The organism is Exiguobacterium sp. s5 (assembly GCF_018618075.1).
Lineage (GTDB): Bacteria > Bacillota > Bacilli > Exiguobacteriales > Exiguobacteriaceae > Exiguobacterium > Exiguobacterium mexicanum_A.
The window spans coordinates 445,952-465,643 of record NZ_JACSLK010000001.1 but is presented as its reverse complement, the minus strand read 5'-3'; the positions used below and the strand labels follow the sequence as shown (position 1 = coordinate 465,643).

The window sequence follows — 19,692 nt, the reverse complement described above, 5'->3', positions numbered from 1 at the left end:
ACAAATATGAGGAATAGGCATATCATCTATGTTTATAAAGGAAGGTGTCATCCCGTGACTTGTCCACGCTGCGGAGCGAAGACCCGCTCGAAAACTACTGTTTGTCCGACGTGTGGCCATCGCCCGCGTCGCTTGAAATGGATTGCTGTCCCTATCGTCATCGCACTCATCGCCTTCGTCTCGTTTTTGACGAACGCCTATCTCACCGACACTCCGCGCTCGAGTGAATCGCTCGCCGACAAAGTCGATTTAAACATCACCGAAGATACGGTCTCGGCCGACGGGGCCACCACCGTCGACCTCGAGACGTTGCAAGATAGCTTATATACGATTGGAACGGGCTCCGGCTTTTTGATTAGCCCGCAAGACGTGTTGACAGCGGCCCATAACGTCGCCGGCATCACTCGCGTCACATTGAAACAAGGCGATGAGACGGTGAATGGCACCGTCGTCGGTCGGACCGACGCCATCGCCGTCATCCGCATCGAGAAAGTGAAGGCGACACCGCTCTCGTTCAGTCACGCGATTGTCGGACCGGACGAGCCGGTGTTAACGCTCGCGCCGGATGAGCAGATCGAAGGAACGCTCACGTTCGAAGAAGACAGCTATAAACGGGAATTCGATTTACCGAACCGCGCCGTCGGCAGCCCAATCGTCACGGCCAATGGCCGGGTGCTCGGCATCCATTTGGTGACGAAGACGCTCCCGGTCGCCTTGTTCGAACAAGACGTATTGTCGTTCCTCGAGTCGGACACGCCGGCCCCGCCCCCGACGAAAAAACGCAGTACGCCGGCCGCTGAACTCGCACCGGTCGCACCGATCACACCGGTCCCGAAACGAGAGGACCCGGCAGAACCCGCTCCGGCTCCAGAACCGGAACCGACACCGGAACCAGAAGCTGCTCCCGAAGCTCCAACTGAAACCGAGGAGCCAGCAGAAGAACCGGATCCGGTCGAAGAGGAAGCACCAGCCGAGCCGGAACAACCGGCCGAAGAACCCGAGACGCCTCCCGTCACGGAACAACCGACCGAACCTGACGTCCCTGTGACCGAACCGGCGGAACCGGTCGAGCCAGAGAAGCCAGCCGCTCAGGAGAAAGAAGCGGAAGCACCGGCACCGGTCAAAAAGCAAGACAAACCGAACACAAAACCAAAGGCAGATCAGCCCGACACAAAGCCGAAACAAGACAAGACCGACAAACCGGTACCACCGCCCGTCACCGAGGAGAAACCGGACGCAACTGACGCGACCGAGGATGTCCCGGACGAGCCGGCAGAAGACGAAGAAAGCACGCCATCTGAATGATGACGTGCTTTTTCATGTGTCTTTTCGAGAGCGTCGCTGCACGTTGCCGACCGCGGCCCCGAACAACAGCAGGATGATCGACAACATCCAAAACGGCATCACGTCCTGCAACAACCAGACGATCAGCGCACTGATGGCGATGACGACGCCCATCCATAAAAAATTCGACTGTCCCATTTGTTTCACCTCAGCCTCATCATAGCACATCAATTCGATGCGCCGTCGCCTGTGGCGGCAGCGAGCGGGTCATCTTCTCATCGTGCTCGACGCGCACCCGTTGCCCGACGGCGAGCGGTGTCTCGTCCTCTCGCAGGGGCTCCTCCCAGTGAAATACGATCCCATCGAACGGCTCGGCATCCAAGTTCGGCGCGACTCGAATCCGCGTCGACTCGAGCTCGACGATATACCCTGTGAACGTGACCATCTCCATTCCTCCATTTCCTCGGAAATCCTTCCCTTTTCTTTTCCCATTTTTTGAAATTAATCTACTCGTCCGTCCGATTGCTCGGTATAATGAAGCCACACTCATGAACTTGGGAGGGACCCTCATGAAACACACCATCGATTTACACCATCCAGATTTTCAACGCACCTTCCTTGAGATGATGCTCCTTGAAGAACTGATTGACGATTATAACGCCGAGTCCATCGAGTCGCTCATCGTCCGCGGCGAGACGCACTTTCCCGAGGACCCGTTCTTCCCGGCGATGCGGGCGTATCCGCTCATCCGCGAAGGCGAGTTCGGCCGGGCCCGCGCCGCGCTCGAAGCAGCGGGCGAAAAAGGCGACCATTATATGATTCACTGCCTCCACGGTCTCTTGAGCGATGATACGAATTTCACGTTCGAGGCCGAGCAGTATTTCCTTCGCGCCGTCGAACGCTATCCGGACGTGCCGATGGTCCAACGCGCGATTGCCGTCCATTACTTCAACCGCAAGTTTTACGGGGAGGCCGGACTCCACTTGATGCATTACGTCCGGCTCGCCGGGTTCAACGAAGAGACCGTGCCGATGCTACTCGAATTCTTCCAAGCGTTCGATGAGATTCCGCTCGAGATGAACGATGAGCTCCTCAAGGTGGCCATCGGATACTTGAACGCGAACCCGCGCAACCCGCGCGCCCACTCGCTCTATGCGTCCATCTGTAGCCATCGGGTCGAGATGCTCGTCAAGCGGTTGCCGGAAGACAATCATCAGCTCGACGACGAGACGATCGCGATGCTGCTCGAGGTCGAAGAGCACGGCATGTGGAGCGCGACATATGACGACAGTGAGGACCATATGTTCCGCGCCATGTTCGCCGATTATATCGACAACGTCGTCTTGCCGAACACGTCGAAACTCTATGTATACCGCTTACGTCTCCGCTATTGGTATCACCGGCTCACGCACCGTTTGACCGGAGGGTATGGGGATTCGATGCGTTCGTCGTAAATCAACAAGGGGTCCTGCCACCGCATATCGGTGACTGGACCCCTTCTTTTTATCCCATATACGGATGAATCGGTCCGCGCAACTCGAACGAGTAGTCCTCGTGGTTGACGATGCCAACGACCTGGTCGCTTTCGAGCAACTGCAGCAAAAACTCGGCCATCTCTTCGGCCGTATGATACTTCTCGACGTTTTGGCTATAATCAAAGTCCTCTTCTTCACGGGCACGGTTCGCAAAGCCGGTCTCCGTCGCGGCCGGTGCGAGCACTTTCGCCCGCAGCTTGTCCCCGTCGTTCATGAGCTCTCGGGCGAGTCCTTCCGTGTACGCACTGACGAAGAATTTCGACGCGCTGTACGTGACGCCTTTTTTGGCGATGTGATATCCGACGACAGACGCGACGTTCACAAGCGTCGCCCCTTCGACGTTGTGATAGTCGCGGACGTATAGGCTCGAGAGCACCGTCAACGCCTCCACGTTCAAGCGGATCATGTTCTCGATTTTTCCGACCTCGACGTCTTTCACGAGATTCGAGTCCCCGAACCCGGCGTTATTGACCCACGTCTCGATATCGAGATCGGCGAGTGACTCATACAATCCGTACACGTTCTCGCTATAAGACAAGTCTTTCGCTTTGATGATGACGTCACTCTTCGGTGAAATCGATTTGATCTCACTCCGCAGCTTCTCGAGTTCATCGTGACGACGCGCCACGAGCACGAGCGACTTCCCTTGTTTGGCGAATTGTTTCGCCGCTTCATAGCCAATGCCTGAACTTGCCCCGGTGATGACGGTATATTTCATAATCCTGTCCCCTTTTCACTGTAATCGAGATCGATATCTCTCTTCGGCAATTCCCCTAACCCTGCCCCCTCAATCCTTGGAACACGCAAAAACCGTCCTCCCCTGAACGGGAAAGGACGGTCCGTCTTACGTTTGGAAGCGACCGATGAGCGTCTGCAAGTCACCGGTCATATTGCCGAGCGACTCGGCGACACCGTTCAACTCTTGAATCATCGCGAGCTGGGCGTCGGCCGTCTCACCGACACTACGCATCGTCTCGGCCGTGCCTTCACTGTCACTCGCCATATGGATTGCCGCTGTCGCGACTTGTTTCGTCGTCGTCGCAATCTCGCTCGAGGCGACCCGGATCTGTTCCGTGTTCTCGACCGAGGCGTGCAATTGCCCGACGATTTGTTGGAACGACGCCGTCGCTTCTTCAAGCAACGCCGTGTTCGTCTCGACGCGACGGGCACTGATGGCGTGACGTTCGAGCACCGCATTCGATTGCGTTTGAATCGATTCGATCAAGCCGGCGATTTGGGACGCCGATTGTTTCGACTGTTCCGCAAGCTTGCGGACTTCTTCGGCGACGACGGCGAAGCCTTTCCCTTGTTCCCCGGCCCGGGCCGCTTCGATGGCCGCGTTCAAGGCGAGCAGGTTCGTCTGGTCGGTGATCGACTGGATGACCTCGGTGATGAGGGCGATCTCGTCTGACTGTTGTTTCAACGCCGTGATCGACTGGCCGGTTACGACCGTCTCCGATTCGAGCGCGAGCACTTCTTGCTTCGCTTGTTGAATCGTCTGTTCCCCGCGTTCGGCGAGCTTCAGACTCGTCTGGACGTCTTGACTGATCGTCCCGATCGACGTGGCGATCCGCTCGACGCCTTCGTCGGCCGCCGCGACCGCCTGTCCGCTCTTCGAGGCAGCCGCCGCCTGGTTGACCGTCTCACCGACGACTTGTTCAATCATCCGCGTCGTCTCCTCTGTCTGCGACGACATCTCTTCCGTGCTCGCGTACAGTTCTTCCGACTGCGCCGTGATTTCTTGGGCGTTCCGGCTCACTTCGTCGATGAGTTCGCGGAGATTGCCTTTCATCTGGTTGAAGCCAAGCATCAACTCGCCGATTTCATCGCGCGTGAGCGCTTGTAGGTCAGCACGTGTCAAATCACCGTCAGCGACGATGCCGACCTCGTCCGATAGTTGGCGAAGCGGGACCGTGACCATGCGTTGGAGGAAGTAGCCGGCGCCAAGCGTGAGTACGAAAATGATGACGGCAATCACTGCAGAGTATATCAATGCACTTTGACCTCGGCTCTCAAGCTGCGCTTGCTTCGCCAACATCGCGGCTTCCGATTCGGCTTGCATCGTCTCGCCTGACTCAATGATCGATGCCGTCACATCCGGCATCAACCGGAGCGCGAGTCGGTCCACCGTCTCTTGATCATCCGCGTCGATTGCTTGAATCAACTGTTGTGCTAAGTCATCGTAACCTAACGCGTATGACATCAAGTTCTCTAGTTCTTTCGTCTCTTCTGTCGAAGGCGAGAGTTCTAACAGGGCGTTGATTGCTTCTTTTTTCTCTTCTGACCCTTGCTGCTCTGCTTCAAGCCGGGCCGGCTCTTGTTCAAGAATATAACCACGCAGGCCATACGCCTGACGGACCATCCCTAACGATAGTTCATCGGCCGCCTTCATCCGCATGACATCTGATGAAATCATTTCTTCATATCGGCTCGTCGCATCGTTCAGCGCCATCAGATTGTAACCCATCCCGATTACGACGAGTAAAAGAATCATTCCAATCCCGCCAAACAGTTTCTGCGTCAATGTGAGTTGATTTAGCCTTTTTTTCATCTTCTCGAGGAACGCGTCCTCTCACACCTCTATTTCTATCAAATTTTGGAATCACATGATTTCTATCGGTTTGTGCAAACGGTTTTCCACATTTGTTTCCAATTCTTTTATCGATTGACCTTATTTACGAGTCTTATGTTCCATTTTTTGTCACAAAAAAACCGCAGCTCCTCACGGCTGCGGCCTCGTTTCATAACTTGAACTGTGACACACGATTCGAAAGTTCGATCGCTTGTTGTTCGGTTTCGTGCATCCGAGTTTGGACGTCGTTGAACCGCTCGACGGACAGTTGGACTTTCTCCGAAATCGATTGCGTCCCGTCCGCCCCTTCCGTCACGGTCGTCGCGACTTCTTGGATGACGTGGAGGATGCTGTCGGTCATATGGCGGAGTTGGAGCGCGTTCGTCTCGAACGTCTGTGCGGTCTCCCCGAAAACGGTCGCATCCGCTTCATATTGCGTGGCCGACTCCTCGAGCCGGTCGTAATCGGCGAGCACTTTCGTATCGAGGAACGTCAACATATCGGCCGAGCTCGTGTTGAGCCGGGCGACCGAGTCGATGACCGTATGCGATACCGCTTGAATCTCGTTCACCGTCTGGCGCGAGTTCTCGGCGAGCTTACGAATCTCCGAGGCGACGACGGCGAAGCCGCGACCGGCATCCCCGGCCCGGGCCGCCTCGATCGATGCGTTCAAGGCGAGCAAGTTCGTCTGATCGGCGATGGTCAAGATGGCGCTCGTCAAGACACGGATCTGTTCGACCGACTGCGCCCCTTTGATCGCCTCGTCGAGTTCGATGCGCTTCTTGTCGATGATGGTGTTCGCTTCCGTCTTCGAGGCGACGGCCTGCTCACGGAGCGCATGGGCCCGACGCTCGACATCGCTCGCTGTCTTGGCGCTCTCGTTCGACAAGTCGACGATCGTATCGATGGAACTGCCCATCTCGACCGTCGACGCACTCATCTCTTGCGACGACGCGGCCGTCTCTTCCATCCCAGCCGTCAATTCTTCGACCGTGCCTGACGTCTCTTCCATATAACGGCTCAATTGTGTCACTTCCGTCGCCACTTCTTTCGACGACACGAGGACGACTTTCGCCGTCTTGTCGACATCGACCATGATGTCGCGCAACGTGGCGAGGAACGTGTTGAACGAGCGGCTCACTTGAGCGATCTCATCGTTCGACGTGACCGGGATGGCCATCGTCAAATCGCCGCCTTGCGAGGCCAATTCGTCAAATTTCTCTTGGAGCACCCGCATCGGTTTGATGATTGAGCGCAATAAGCTCAGTCCGAGAAACAAGAGAAGGACGAACGCTCCGATCGTCACGACGAGCAGTGCGATGAGCGACTGCCCGAACTCGCGTTCCATGTCGGCGCCGACGCGTTCTGATCCTTCCGAGTTATAAGCAACGAGTTCGTTCAGGCGTTGCGTGAAGTTATCGTATGTCGATTGTGACTGGGCGTCATAATACGAACGGGCCATGCCGTTATTGCCGGACGTGCTGAAGATGAGCATGTTGTCCGATACACGCTGATACATCTCCCACTGCCGACTGAAGTTGGCGAACAGCTCTTTGTCTGTCTCGCCCGTCGCCGTCTGTTCGTATTTCGGGGCGATCTCATTGATGCGCGTCCGAATGTCTTTCATCTCGGTCATCAATTCTTCTTTCGCGGCCGCGTCGTCGGTCACAATGTGTTCGAGTTCGAGCGCGCGATAGTTCGCCGCGAGCGTGTTCAGTTCATGGGCGTAGTCGAGCCCTTTGCTCCAGTTGTTGACGATATCATCGCCTTGCCGGTTCGCATCGGCGAGCGACAAGAGCGAATAGCCGCCGACCCCTGCGACCATGAGGAGCGCGAGGATGACGAGTCCCCACAGCTTTTGACGGATGGTCAGGTTCTTGCCAGTCACCCGCTTCCCTTCACGCGTGCTCGACTTTCGCCACTTCGGTTTCCATTGAAAGCGCCGGACGTTCAAACGGTTCCGCAACACCTTCCACTTCTGTTTCACTGACATATGTATCTTCCCCTCTCGCGTGCAACGTTTCTTCCTATATCGTCTTGACGTCGAGGAATCTAAAGGAAATTGACCAAAATAAAAAAAGATGACTGAAAACTCAGTCATCTCTTGACTCGTTATTGGACGTTCAACACGGTTTGCGTGCCTTCAATCATCTTGATTTCTGTCCATTTGACGACGCTCTTGCCGAGTGGGTCGTTGGCGACCATGAAGTCGGCGAGTGCTTGAACTTTTAACGGATCGACCGGTTGTTTCACGTTATTCAAACGGAAGCGTGATACTTTATTGAACATATCCAAAAATGCGATTTCTACTTTAGTCTCAGTCATGGGTTAGTCCTCCTTGGATGTGGGTGTGATTAGACGAGATCGTATTCGCGAACGACCGACACGGTGAAATCTTCTTGCTCGGTCAAGTCGAGCATGAGGTGGCCGAACGCCTCGGCGTTGTCAGCCGTGAGCGCCGCCCGGATCGGACCGAAGCGCTGCGTTTTCTTCGTCGGTTTCAAGCTGTTCAAATCATGGTGCGTCGTCAAGACGAGCGTCGCTTTCTTTTCAGTCAATACGGCCATGGGGGATGGCTCCTTTCAGGGATGGATTACGATTCGGATGGATAGGTCGAGTCGAGACGCTCGAGCAATTGAATCATGCGCTCAAGGCGCGTCTCAATCCGATGGAGCAGATAGAGCGAGACGACGATCGGGAAGCCGAGATTCGAGATGAGTTCGGGCCAGCTCATGTGCCCACCCGCTCATCGGACAAGGCTCCGGCGGAACGCATTAGTACACGCATCAGGGGTTCCTCCAATTAGAACGTCACGTGGAACTCACGCGACACGACGTATGCGGCGGATTCGACCGCGAGAAGCGGAATCAACAGATCACCGAACTGCTTGATCTCCTCGGTCTCCATCCGCGCACCGAGTGGACCGAACCGGACGAGCTGACGCTTTTCCTTGCCGTCAACGAGCCGCTTCGTGTCGAGATAAAAGACGCTTGCGTATTCTCGATACACTGCCATATGTCTCACCTCCTTCGCCCCTATTAACCGAAGTTGGTGAATGTTTGCTCATATTTCCTTGTAACCTTTTTGTAACGACTATAGACCCATTCTGAATGAAGGCGCATTCATCGTCACAAATCGGCTTTATTCCTTGAATTTACATACCAATTAGGGTATCTTAATAGGCGTCAACCGAATTTTGAAAACACGCCTAAAGTCCCACGAATTCATTTCCCCACTTTGAAAAAACTGACAGTTAATTACTTGAAAATGGGGTACTATACGGAGGAGGGCATTTTCGAAATGACCAGTTTGACTTGAAGAAGGAGATACTCTAGATGAACAGCTTAGACTTCGCACTCAACACTTCTATTCCTTCCGCTCAACTCGACTTCGACCATACCGACCTGACGTTTTACGCGACCGACTGGGATGATTATCGCCCTGAAAACGCGAAGCCGTTCCTGTACAACGAACGCCCATTGACCGTCTATCCACTAAAAGAACTGAGCCGTGCGTTTCATGTCGCCGGGATTCCCCGTAGCCAGCAACAGCTGATCAAATGGGAAACCGACGGCGTCTTGCCACCGACCCCGTTCACGATGGGACGCAAGCGCTTCTATACGGAAAATCAGATTCGGACTATCGTCGACATCGCATTGGAATGCGGACTACGGCCCCGGACACACGTCAAAAAGACGAACTTCTCCGAGTTGGCCCATAAAGAATTGGCGTACATACTCCAGTTAGAATTAAAAACCAAACTGCCGCATGAATGAGCGGACATGAGACAGCCCTTCCTGACGATTCAGGAAGGGCTGTTTTTGGATGGACGAGGGGCGATGGCGCTCAAATACAAATCAAGCGATGTTTCGACCTCTGTAGCGACCAGATTGATAAAGTCGTTGTACATTTCTGTCGTATGCGCCCGATCTAGCGCATTGTAATAACTCAGGCGATTTTCGACTTTGATGACGACAGGCGGATAACCGGACTTCATCAACTCCAAATTGAGCAATAACCGAGACGTACGACCATTTCCATCAATGAACGGATGAATCCCCTCGAACTTAGCATGCAATAAAGCACCCCGTTCAACTGGATGCATCGTATTCGTCTCTGTTTCATACCAATTTATCAGCTGCTCCATCTGTTCTTGAATGAGATAAGGAGGCGGCGGCACATGAGCGGCTCCGGCAATAAACACTTGCTGATCCCGATAGACGCCTGCATACGCATCATCAATGCCTTTCAAGACGAGACGGTGCAAATTTTTAATTTGCCACTCCGTCAGCGGCTCTTCACGTCGAACAATTTCTTCTACGTAGGAAATGGCATCTTGGTGGTTGATCACTTCTAGATGTTCTCGCATCGTCTTCCCGCCAACCGTTATACCTTCCAACACCACTTTGGTCTCGTTGATTGTCAACGTATTTCCTTCAATGGCATTCGAGTTGTATGTCCATTCTAAAAAGAGTTTTGCTCTCAAACTTTGAAGCGTATACGTCGGCAGCGGTCGGCTTTGATCTAGTTGCTCTTTTTTATTCGTCAGTTGCTCAAACATATAGCCCGCTTCCTTTCTTAAAGTGTTAGTGATTCTATTATACGCTTGTTACCCAGAGCAAGTCGATTTCGATGGGACGCCCCAATTCATGACACATGCGAAAAAGCACGACACCTCAATTCCCACAGACGGGTTATGCACCGTGCTTTATTTTTTATAACTTCTCTCGTGCCGCTTCGGGGACGTCCGCGACAGACACTTCGTCGTATGACGTAACCTCATCCTTGTTTTTGACGTACAACTTCAAGTACGCCCCGTCCCGAAGTTTTTTCGCCGCTGTGAACGTGACCGCTTGCGAGTCCCCGTCCTTCGTCAGCGCTTCTGTCGAGTAGACGTAGCGGCGGACGACGTCACCCGAGTCGAGTGTCGTCTCTTCCACTTCCGTGACCTCTCCCACCTGCACATAGACATGATCTTTCCCTAGCCGTTGCCAGTCGATATTGACGAGACCGATGACGACGACGATGAGCGCGAGGCTCGCGATGATTCCTTTTTTCATGATGTTCTCTCCTTCATATCACTTGTTTCGTGAACCGTCGTACGGTCAACACGTAGTAGAGCGCATAAATCGCGCTGTATACACCCATCCAGACAAGCACCGGCACCGTGAAATCCATCGCCAGCAATCGTGAGAATGCGACGAGGGCGACCGAGGCGTGCACGATCCCGAGTGAGAACGGCGCCAGGAACACGACGGCAATCTGTTGACGGATCGTCCGTTTCACATCCCGCTTCGAGATGCCGACTTTCCGCAGCACCGCGTATTTGGCCCGGTCCTCCTCAGCCTCGGTCATCGTCTTGAAATAGATGATGCTACCGGTGGCGACGAGGAAGACGAGTCCGAGGAAACTGCCGACGAACAACAGCGCGCCGTGCACGGCCATCGACTCGCTATACAACGCTGTCGCGCTCGAGAAGTTCGCCTCAATCGACAACGACTCGGATAAGGCGGTCTGCTCTTTATAATCGGCGACCGAGACGGCCTGATACGCCAACGCCTCTCCCGGCAGTGCCGTGAACACGTCGTCCGGCGTGACGAGCAGCAAGCCGCCGAACGTCATGACGTTGAGCGGTGTCTCCTCATAGCGGGAGGAGACTTCATGCGTCACGCCATCAAGCTCGACCGCGGTCACGTTTTCTGAGAACCGCTCGTCATAGAACGGATCGATCAAGTAGACCTGGTCGGAGGCTAGCGTTTCAGGTGTATCCCAGCCCAGATTGGACGCGACGTCACGGAACGTCGACTCGTCGATGACGCCATATTCGCGTTCTCCCATCTCCCCAGCGACACGAACCGTCTTCTCGAGGACCGTCGTCTGATGGAGCACGTCGGCGTCGATGTCACGTGTCTCCCCTTGCCAGGCGAACGTGTACGGGGCGTACGATGTGACTTGTTGCTCGGCGTAATAATAGACGCTGAAGATGGCACCGCCGGCCGTGATCGCCGTCGAACTGATGATGCTGATGAGCGTCAGCGTCTTGGCGTTGCCACGGATCCGGTATAACAGCTGTGACGTCGTCAACAAGTTGAGCCGACGCCACGCCCAACGCTCATTCGCTTTCAAGCGGCCGAGGATGAAGATGAGGACGCTATGGAACAATAGGCCCGACCCGACGATCGTGAGACCGATGATGAGGAGCGGCATCGCTGCCGTGAGGTATCCCCAAAGTGGTGATGTCGCCAAGTCTTGCAAGGCGAGCCAATAGGCCGCACCGAGGACGAGCACCCCGAGGAGCGCCATGAACGGGCTCGCTTCCGGGACGTCCTCCCCTTTCTGGTCGGCATGGAACAGCTCGATCAATTTGAAGCGATAGATGACCCGATAGCCTTGGAACGACGTGAACAAGAAAATGGCCACGAACACGAGCGTCGTCTCGATGAGCGCCGACGTCGAGACGGTGAAGCCAATCGACAAATCGCTGTTCATCAAGCGGAGCAACAGCTGTAACAGCGCGTTCGAACCGAGCAGACCGAGTCCGATCCCGATAAGGAGCGACACCGCTCCGATGACGAGGTTCTCGAACAAAAGAAGCGTCCCGATTTGTTTCTTGCGCACCCCGAGCAGCAAATAGAGCCCGACCTCGCGTTTCCGTCCTTTTAAAAAGAAGGCGTTCGAGTAGGCGATGAACAAGGCGACGAAGACGAGCAAGATGAACGTCGAGGCGCTCATCAGGCTGCGGATCTGTCCCGACGTCTCGGCCATGCCGCTGATCTCGTCGCTATGTTTGAGCGTCGCGAACGTGAAATAGATGATAATCGAAAAGATGGTCGTCCCGACGTAGAGCGCATAGCGCGACAAGTTGCGGGCGACGTTCTTCTTCGCCAAATCAAACAGCGTCATCGGACGCACCGCCCTTCAGCTCGTCAAGGATCGTCTGATAGAAGGCGTCGCGCGACGTCGTGCCGCGGATCAGTTCTTTCGACAACCGTCCGTCCTGGATGTAGAGGACCCGGCGACAGAAACTCGCGGCGTAGGCATCGTGCGTCACCATCATGATCGTCGTCTCGGCCTCGTTCAGCCCGGCGAGCGTCTGGAGCAGATCCGTCGCCGACTTCGAGTCGAGCGCACCCGTCGGCTCGTCGGCAAAGATCAACTTCGGATTGGAGATGAGCGCGCGGCACACCGCCGTCCGCTGTTTCTGACCGCCCGAGATTTGGTACGGGTATTGATCAAGGATCGCTTGGATCCCGAATCGTTTTGCGAGCGCGTCGACGCGCGACCGCGTCTCCTCGACCGGTGTCTTCGTGACGGCGAGCGGGAGCAAGATGTTCTCCCGGACCGTGAGCGAGTCGAGCAGGTTATAGTCTTGGAAAATAAAACCGAGATGGTCGCGGCGGAAGTCGGAGAGCGCCTCTTCTTCGAGCTTGGCGATATTCTCGCCGTCGACGAGGATGTCCCCGTCCGTCGGCGTATCGATCGTCGCGAGCACGTTCAACAGCGTCGACTTCCCGGCGCCCGACGGCCCCATGATCCCGACGAATTCGCCGTGGTCAATCGTGAACGACACCCCATCGAGTGCATGGAAGGCGTTGCCACCGGTCACGTATGTTTTTTTAATGGCATCAACTTGTAGTAATGGATTCATTGTTCAGCACCTCTTTCTGAATACAACGATACAAGCCGTACCTTAACTGAAAATCACGCGTACCTTACAAAAAGCTTAAATGTTATGCTTGAACGAGAGGTGATGATCATGGAACAACCACGCATCTTAATCGTCGACGACGAGAGAGATTTATGTACGCTCATCCAAAAAGCGTTAGAGAAAGAAGGCTTCCGCGAGATTCGGACGGCCCACACAATTCAAGACGGACTCGCAACGTTCACGGCGTTCGCACCCCATCTCGCCATCCTCGACGTCATGTTGCCGGACGGCGAAGGTTACGAGCTGTGCCGGCAAATCCGGAACACGTCGAATATCCCGATCTTATTTTTGTCGGCCAAATCCGACGAGGTCGACAAGATTCTCGGCCTCGCCATCGGCGGCGACGACTATATCACGAAGCCGTTCAGCCCGAAAGAAGTCGCCTTCCGTGTCAAGGCGCAGCTCCGTCGCGTCTCGCTCTATGACGCACCCGAGCTCCCTAATGATACGGTCGTCGGCCCGTTCCGCTTGAACGCGGACGGCACCGAAGTGGATCGCGACGGGGTCCGGCTCGAGCTGACGGCCAAAGAAGTCGGCCTGCTCGCCTGCTTTATGCGCAATCCGAACCGAATCCTCAGTAAAGAGACGCTGTTCACGCAAGTGTGGGGCGAAGATTTCTCTGGTGCCGACAACACGGTCATGGTACACATGCGCCGACTCCGAGAAAAAATCGAACCGAACCCGTCCCAACCGACCTACATCAAGACGGTCAAAGGGCTCGGCTACAAGTTCGAGGCATAGGAGGCGCTCACACGTGAAATGGAAACTGACCGGCAACTATTTGGTATCGATCCTGGCCATCGTCGCCATCGTCGTCATCTTGAACGTCATCATCCTCGTGACACTCCTCATCAATCAGCGGACCGGGATTGATGACGTCGAGAGCAGCTCCGGCGAGACGTTCACGCGCACGTTCAACCAATATATGACGCTCGAGGACGGTGAACCGGTCGTCAGTCCGGACGGGGTGCGCGCGCTCGAGGCGAACAACGCGTTCCTGCAAGTGCTCGACGAGTCGGGCCGTGTCGTCAGTGACATCGATGCGCCGACGACGGCACCGGACGCGTACTCGCCGATCGAATTGATTCACATCTACAAATATAAGGACGACGACCTCGTCCTCTATTTCATCGGCGAGTTCGAGGACTACAGCTATCTCGTCGGCTTCCCCGAGGCGACCGAGGGCCGCATCGTCACGATGATCGACCCCCAGTCCGTCCTCGCCTACTTGTCGAAGGCCGGGCTCATCTTGCTCATCGTCGATCTCGCCGTCGCCGCGCTGATCGGACTCGCCTTCACCTCGATTTTGACGAAACCCGTCTATCGATTGACCGAACGGATCGCCCAGTTGAAGGCGCGTGATTTCTCGACCGTCGAACCGAAACGACCCGGCATGTATCGACCCGTCTTCGCCAACTTGAACGACGTGTCCGAGACGTTGACGACGTACGAGTCGGAACGGGAAGAGCTCGAGACACGCCGGAAAGAGTGGATGAGCAACGTCTCGCACGATTTGAAGACACCGCTCGCCTCGATCCAAGGCTACGCCGAACTGCTCGACGATCGTGACCTCGAGGAAGCAGAGCGACGACAATACGCCGAAGTCATCGAACGCCAAGCCTTGTATATGAAAGAACTGATCGACGACTTCAACTTGACGATGCGGCTCCAGCACAGTGACTTCCCGCTCGAAACGATCGAGACCGGACTCGAGCCGTTCGTCCGTGAGCTCGTCATCGACGTGTTGAACGACGCGCGGTTTTCCGAGCGTGACATCTCATTCGCGAGCACGGATGCGGCCACGCGGAACATCGACCGGCACTTCATGAAGCGGGCGTTGCTCAACTTCTTGTATAACGCCCTGCTCCATAACGACGACACGGTCGCGGTCCGTGTCACCGTCGCGCACGACACGATCACGATTCAAGACGATGGCACCGGCATCGATGCGAAGGACCTCCCGTACATCTTTGAGCGCTACTATCGGGGCACGAACACGACCGATGCGCTCGGGAGCGGGCTCGGGATGGCCATTTCCCGGGACATCATCAAAGCGCACGGCGGCGCCGTCACGGTGACGAGTGAACGCGGGTCCGGGACGACGATTCGCATCGAGTTGCCGGCATGACACAATCAATTACAGATTTTACGAGCGGGAAAGCCCATACCGGGCATAGCCCGCCTTTAGGCATGGGATGAAAGTGAGTTCGGATGTGAAAAACATCCGACATTCGGGTATATATATCCCATAGACAAGTACAAGTCTCTAAAACGCCCGTGTCCATCGCTCCTTGAGAATCGTATCCGGTTCGGTCACGAAAACATGTGACCGGTAAAACGATGCCTGTCGTCACGTAAAAGACGCTAAAACATCTGGTGGACACAACTGCAACGACCTGTGGTGGGTGGTAACAGTCTATCAGCCTGAGAACCTATAGGGTCTGTCTCAGGAGGGGTGGTGACACACCCTCAACTGAAGGCTTGAGCAAAACAGAAATGGACTGCGCTCGCACAAGCACTTCAGAATCCCACGGTTTCAATCGTGGGAGTGTCAAAGACAGTTAGCCCGACCAAGGACACGAATCGACTTCTAGGGGATTAGCAAGCAAAGGGAGACCCGGCAGCGACAAAGTCGCAATACGGCTCCCTGCTTGCCCCCAGAAAAGCGAGTCGGGTCTAGGGGGCAAACAAAAACCGCAGACATTTGATATGTCTACGGTCCAGTCAAAAGGATCCGCTCAACGGAGCGAATCCTTCTTTGTCGTTTCATAGTCTTCGATCCACATCTCGAGTTCGTCGATCGGGAGCGGACGCGAGAAGTAATACCCTTGCATCTCGTCACAGCCGAGCGAACGGAGCGTGTCGAGCTGTTCCGGCGTCTCGATGCCTTCGCACACCGTCTTCAGTTCGAGCCCGCGAGCGAGCTCGATGATTGACTGGACGATGACGTTGCCGGTCGGGTCGTTGTCCGTCACTTGGATGAACTGACGATCGATTTTAATCTCGTGAATCGGATAGTGCTTCAAATAGACGAACGCCGAGAAGCCGGTCCCGAAGTCGTCAATCGAGATCGAGAAACCTTGTTCCCGGAAGGCGATGAAGCGTTCGATGACGTGCTGTTGATTCTCCATCCCGACGCTCTCGGTGATCTCGAACGTCAAATAGTTCGGACAGACGTCCATCTCTTTGACGATTTGGCCCAACTTCTCGACGACCCCGTCCGATAGAAAATGACGAGCCGACAAGTTCAGTGCGAGTTGATACATCCGTCCCGAGGCGTGCCACGTTTTCAACTGACGGCATGCCTCGGCGAGTGCCCATTCCTCGAGGGCGATGATGACGCCCGTCGACTCAGCGATCGGGATGAAGTCGAGCGGTGGGATCAACCCGTGTTTCGGATGAATCCAACGCATCAATCCTTCAAATCCATTCAGTTTTCCGGTCGCCGCTTCGATCTTCGGCTGATAGTAGAGTGTGAACTCGTTCAAGGCGAGCCCTTTACGGAGGTTCATCTCAAGCGTCAGGCGTGCCGTCGCTTTCTCGCTCATCTCTTCTTCGTAAAAAGCGATCCCTCCACGCTGCACGTGACGCTCATTGGCCGTGATCCGAGTCGTGTCCATCATCTCGAGCGTCGAACGTGACTTGTCCTCGATCGAGATGAAGGCGCTCATCGTCAAGACGACATCGAGTTCCCCGACCGCGAACGGCTCGTTCGTCACCGTCTCGCAAATCAAATCGGCATATCCTTTGACTTTGATTCGGTCCCCGTAAGGCGTCCATAGCAAGAAACCGGATTGAGAAATCCGCGCCAAGAGCGAGACGTCGACGACTTGCTGGATTCGTTCTGACAGTTCGATGACGATCTCGTCTGCCCGTTGGATACCGATCGCCGTCTCGACGGAGCGGAACTCGTCCGCCCGCAAATAAATCAATGACCCGAGCTGATGCGGTGTCTGCTCCCGGAGCGCGTCCACGCGTTCGATGAAGCCGTTCAAGTTCATGAGTCCGGTCTGTTCATCCGTATAGGCGAGCTTGGCGAGATGGTCGTCGATCTCTTGACGGTCGAGCCGGAGATAAAGGATGGCGATAAAATCGGACAGCGTGCTGACAATCAATTCCTCGATGAACGTCCATTGCCGCGGCTCAAACGTCTCGCAACAGATGACCCCTTTGGCCCGATTGTTCGCATAGATCGGCGCGTCGAGCATCGAGTAGACCCGCTGCCCTTCCACGAAATGTTGCTGGTACAAGTCCTTCACCCACTCATGGGTCCGGACGTTCTCAAACGGCAACACCCGGTTCGTCCGCAGGGCGTCGAAGTAGACCGGTGCGTCCCCACGCATGACCGTCAATGCCGGCTCACTCGGGCCACTCTCTTTCGAATAGGCGACTTGGCAACTGATCGATGCGTACGTCTCGTCAAAGTGCCAAATCGAGACCGTATCGACGTTGAGCATGTCGGAGACGACTTCGCACATGTAATGAAGCGTCTGTCGCACCGCTTCCTCCGTCACGTCGGGCATCCGGACGAGTTCGAACAGTTTCTCTTGATGTTGTCGGTATGTTTGTGATGAATTGTTCCCCTCGTTCATAAGTCCCCTACTCTCGTTCAAACGTTTTGCATTCATGATAGCACGAAAAGATATATAAATAGGTTTCCAAAATTCAACAGAAAGTCAATTTTCGATTCCCCTGTTTCTTTAGTACTTCTTCTTCGTCCACGCCCAAAATTATTGACCTTATTTTCAACGGAATCCACTGATTGAGCCATTTCCACCATTGCTTGCCGTATGTGTAAACCCTACAATAAACTTGTATCGTTTTACCTGTCGATAATTGTCAATTGAAATTGAAGAGAAGGAAGTGACCCCATGTCCCCTAAGTCCGGCCTCATGTACTCATTCGCAGCCATCGCCGCCGTAAGCATCATCGCCCAGGCCGACGAAGTCGCAGCAGCCAGCACACACGTCGTCCGTGCCGGTGACACACTTTGGTCGATCAGCCAAACACATAACGTGTCGGTCGCCCAGTTGAAAGCAAGCAACAACTTAAGCTCTGACCGTCTCGCCATCGGCCAAACGCTCAAATTGAGCGGGAGCGCCCCGAGCACATTAAAACCCGCCGCTACAACGGCGACGTCAAGTTCGACGCAAGTGACGACAGACGCCTTGAACATGCGCCTCGCCGCAGGCACATGGCATAAAGTGCTCGTCACGATTCCGAAAGGCCAGGCGCTCAAGCCGATCAAAACGAGCGGTGCCTGGACGAAAGTCAGCTATGGCGGAAAGACCGGGTGGGTACATAACGGCTACTTGACGACCGCATCCGTCAAACCGGCCACACCGAGCACACCGACTCCAGCCACACCGTCTACACCGGTCACATCAAGCGATGCTACCGTGACGACAGCCGACTTGAACCTGCGCCGCGCCGCAGGGACGTGGCACGACGTACTCGTCACCATCCCGAAAGGCCAAGCGCTCACACCGATCAAAACGAGCGGAACTTGGACGAAAGTCAGCTATGCCGGGAAGACCGGTTGGGTACATAACGGCTACTTGACGAATTCATCCGTCAAACCGACTACTCCAACGACGCCGATCCAACCGGTCGCACCGTCGAAGCCGGCCATCAAAGAAGAGAGCATCAACCAGTCTTACGTCACGACGGCGAATTTGAACGTCCGTCAAGGCCCAGGGATCGGTTACGCCCTCGTCACGAACATCCCGAACGGCACGACCGTCAAAGCGACGAAACAAAGCGGCACGTGGGTGTACGTCACGTATAACGGCAAGAGCGGTTACGTCAGCACCGGCTACTTGAAACAGACAACGACGGCACCGAGCGCGCCGGTCACTCCGAACGCCGGAGACGGCGGTGCGGGCAACGAATCGTTCGACTATGTCGTCAATACACCATCGCTCAACGTCCGCGCCTCGGCCTCGACAAGCTCTGCCGTCATCGGCAGCGTCACGGCCGGACAGACGCTCCGGGTCGTCCAAACGTCGAACGGCTGGCATCAAATCTATATCGGCAACACGACCGGTTTCGTCGCGGCGTCATACGTCAAAGCGGTGCCGAAAGGTTCTACGACGGCACCGTCAGGCTCGTCTGACGGACTAGCGAAGAGTCTTGCCGCCATCGCGGTCGCCAAGAAATATGTCGGCACGCCTTACATCTGGGCGTCCTCGAACCCGGCCAACGGTGGGTTCGACTGCTCTGGACTCATCTATTACGCCTACAATCAGGCAGGCTACAGCGTGCCCCGCACGAACGTCGCCACGTATTGGTCCGGGTCTTATTTCGGGACACAGCTCAGCAAGACGTTCGTCCCGAAAGCAGGCGACCTCGTCTTCTTCGAGAACACGTACACGGCCGGCCCGTCACACATGGGCATCATGATCGATTCGGACACGTTCATCCATGCCGGGACGTACGGACTCGGCTACAACACGATCAGCAAAGAGCCATATTGGAAATCACGCGTCATCGGCTACAAACGACCGTGACCTTCGGCGCATTGGAAGACCCGACCTTTGTCGGGTTTTTTTTCGTGGGGCAGGATTTCCCTCGAAAGACTCGAACACGAAAGA

20 protein-coding genes are annotated in these 19,692 nt (G+C 55.3%); 6 read left to right on the top strand and 14 right to left on the bottom strand.

Annotated elements, in window-relative coordinates; all coding sequences use genetic code 11:
• Window positions 1-54: 54 nt before the first annotated feature.
• A complete protein-coding gene (locus KNP60_RS02490) occupies window positions 55-1,305 on the top strand; it encodes a hypothetical protein (protein WP_214796847.1) in 1,251 nt (416 codons plus the stop codon).
• A gap of 12 nt (window positions 1,306-1,317) precedes the next feature.
• Here KNP60_RS02490 and KNP60_RS02485 read toward each other — a convergent pair whose 3' ends face one another.
• Together KNP60_RS02485 and KNP60_RS02480 are read right to left on the bottom strand one after the other, a co-directional pair.
• On the bottom strand, window positions 1,318-1,482 hold the full coding sequence (locus KNP60_RS02485) for a hypothetical protein (protein WP_034778922.1): 165 nt from the start codon (window positions 1,480-1,482) through the stop codon (window positions 1,318-1,320).
• A 19-nt stretch (window positions 1,483-1,501) separates the two neighbouring features.
• Window positions 1,502-1,729 carry a DUF3221 domain-containing protein gene (locus tag KNP60_RS02480; RefSeq protein ID WP_214796846.1) on the bottom strand — a complete coding sequence of 76 codons (228 nt, stop codon included), beginning with the start codon at window positions 1,727-1,729 and terminating at the stop codon, window positions 1,502-1,504.
• Window positions 1,730-1,853: 124 nt separating this feature from the next.
• Here KNP60_RS02480 and KNP60_RS02475 point away from each other — a divergent pair, with 124 nt between their 5' ends.
• Window positions 1,854-2,738 carry a tetratricopeptide repeat protein gene (locus KNP60_RS02475; protein ID WP_251131297.1) on the top strand — a complete coding sequence of 295 codons (885 nt, stop codon included), beginning with the start codon at window positions 1,854-1,856 and terminating at the stop codon, window positions 2,736-2,738.
• Between the two features lie 49 nt (window positions 2,739-2,787).
• Here the strand turns inward: KNP60_RS02475 and KNP60_RS02470 are convergent, their stop codons facing one another.
• The 7 genes from KNP60_RS02470 to KNP60_RS02440 all read right to left on the bottom strand — a co-directional run bounded on the left by KNP60_RS02470 (window position 2,788) and on the right by KNP60_RS02440 (window position 8,406).
• Complete coding sequence (locus tag KNP60_RS02470) at window positions 2,788-3,537, bottom strand: SDR family NAD(P)-dependent oxidoreductase (RefSeq protein WP_214754121.1); 750 nt, start codon at window positions 3,535-3,537, stop codon at window positions 2,788-2,790.
• A gap of 126 nt (window positions 3,538-3,663) precedes the next feature.
• Window positions 3,664-5,370 carry a methyl-accepting chemotaxis protein gene (locus tag KNP60_RS02465; RefSeq protein ID WP_084592853.1) on the bottom strand — a complete coding sequence of 569 codons (1,707 nt, stop codon included), beginning with the start codon at window positions 5,368-5,370 and terminating at the stop codon, window positions 3,664-3,666.
• Window positions 5,371-5,560: 190 nt separating this feature from the next.
• Window positions 5,561-7,384 carry a methyl-accepting chemotaxis protein gene (locus KNP60_RS02460; RefSeq protein WP_214796845.1) on the bottom strand — a complete coding sequence of 608 codons (1,824 nt, stop codon included), beginning with the start codon at window positions 7,382-7,384 and terminating at the stop codon, window positions 5,561-5,563.
• A 119-nt stretch (window positions 7,385-7,503) separates the two neighbouring features.
• A complete protein-coding gene (locus KNP60_RS02455) occupies window positions 7,504-7,716 on the bottom strand; it encodes a DUF2922 domain-containing protein (protein ID WP_034778930.1) in 213 nt (70 codons plus the stop codon).
• Between the two features lie 29 nt (window positions 7,717-7,745).
• On the bottom strand, window positions 7,746-7,958 hold the full coding sequence (locus KNP60_RS02450) for a hypothetical protein (protein ID WP_058764453.1): 213 nt from the start codon (window positions 7,956-7,958) through the stop codon (window positions 7,746-7,748).
• Between the two features lie 26 nt (window positions 7,959-7,984).
• Window positions 7,985-8,125, bottom strand: coding sequence for a YvrJ family protein (locus KNP60_RS02445; RefSeq protein ID WP_016510821.1), 141 nt, complete (start codon window positions 8,123-8,125; stop codon window positions 7,985-7,987).
• A 68-nt stretch (window positions 8,126-8,193) separates the two neighbouring features.
• Window positions 8,194-8,406 (bottom strand): hypothetical protein, encoded by a 213-nt coding sequence (locus tag KNP60_RS02440; RefSeq protein ID WP_029594867.1) that lies wholly within the window; start codon window positions 8,404-8,406, stop codon window positions 8,194-8,196.
• A 320-nt stretch (window positions 8,407-8,726) separates the two neighbouring features.
• On the opposite strand from KNP60_RS02440, the gene KNP60_RS02435 reads away from it, so the two are divergent.
• Window positions 8,727-9,167 (top strand): MerR family transcriptional regulator, encoded by a 441-nt coding sequence (locus KNP60_RS02435; protein ID WP_034778934.1) that lies wholly within the window; start codon window positions 8,727-8,729, stop codon window positions 9,165-9,167.
• A gap of 29 nt (window positions 9,168-9,196) precedes the next feature.
• Here the strand turns inward: KNP60_RS02435 and KNP60_RS02430 are convergent, their stop codons facing one another.
• From KNP60_RS02430 to KNP60_RS02415, 4 genes are all read right to left on the bottom strand, one after another.
• Window positions 9,197-9,952, bottom strand: coding sequence for a Fic family protein (locus KNP60_RS02430; protein ID WP_058764455.1), 756 nt, complete (start codon window positions 9,950-9,952; stop codon window positions 9,197-9,199).
• Between the two features lie 154 nt (window positions 9,953-10,106).
• On the bottom strand, window positions 10,107-10,451 hold the full coding sequence (locus tag KNP60_RS02425) for a YxeA family protein (protein ID WP_214796844.1): 345 nt from the start codon (window positions 10,449-10,451) through the stop codon (window positions 10,107-10,109).
• Window positions 10,452-10,464: 13 nt separating this feature from the next.
• On the bottom strand, window positions 10,465-12,294 hold the full coding sequence (locus KNP60_RS02420; protein ID WP_214796843.1) for an FtsX-like permease family protein: 1,830 nt from the start codon (window positions 12,292-12,294) through the stop codon (window positions 10,465-10,467).
• Window positions 12,281-13,039, bottom strand: a complete 759-nt coding sequence (locus tag KNP60_RS02415) for an ABC transporter ATP-binding protein (RefSeq protein WP_214796842.1) — start codon at window positions 13,037-13,039, stop codon at window positions 12,281-12,283. The genes KNP60_RS02420 and KNP60_RS02415 overlap by 14 nt, the downstream gene beginning before the upstream one ends.
• Before the next feature lie 108 nt (window positions 13,040-13,147).
• Between KNP60_RS02415 and KNP60_RS02410 the strand changes: the two genes are divergently transcribed.
• Both KNP60_RS02410 and KNP60_RS02405 read left to right on the top strand, forming a co-directional pair.
• Complete coding sequence (locus tag KNP60_RS02410; protein WP_214796841.1) at window positions 13,148-13,840, top strand: response regulator transcription factor; 693 nt, start codon at window positions 13,148-13,150, stop codon at window positions 13,838-13,840.
• A 13-nt stretch (window positions 13,841-13,853) separates the two neighbouring features.
• Window positions 13,854-15,227: a sensor histidine kinase gene (locus tag KNP60_RS02405; protein ID WP_214796840.1), complete on the top strand. Its 1,374-nt coding sequence runs from the start codon at window positions 13,854-13,856 to the stop codon at window positions 15,225-15,227.
• A 610-nt stretch (window positions 15,228-15,837) separates the two neighbouring features.
• Here the strand turns inward: KNP60_RS02405 and KNP60_RS02400 are convergent.
• Window positions 15,838-17,691 (bottom strand): sensor domain-containing phosphodiesterase, encoded by a 1,854-nt coding sequence (locus tag KNP60_RS02400; protein ID WP_214754134.1) that lies wholly within the window; start codon window positions 17,689-17,691, stop codon window positions 15,838-15,840.
• 279 nt (window positions 17,692-17,970) lie between these two features.
• On the opposite strand from KNP60_RS02400, the gene KNP60_RS02395 reads away from it, so the two are divergent.
• Window positions 17,971-19,608 (top strand): C40 family peptidase, encoded by a 1,638-nt coding sequence (locus tag KNP60_RS02395; RefSeq protein ID WP_251131296.1) that lies wholly within the window; start codon window positions 17,971-17,973, stop codon window positions 19,606-19,608.
• The last annotated feature ends 84 nt before the right edge of the window (window positions 19,609-19,692 follow it).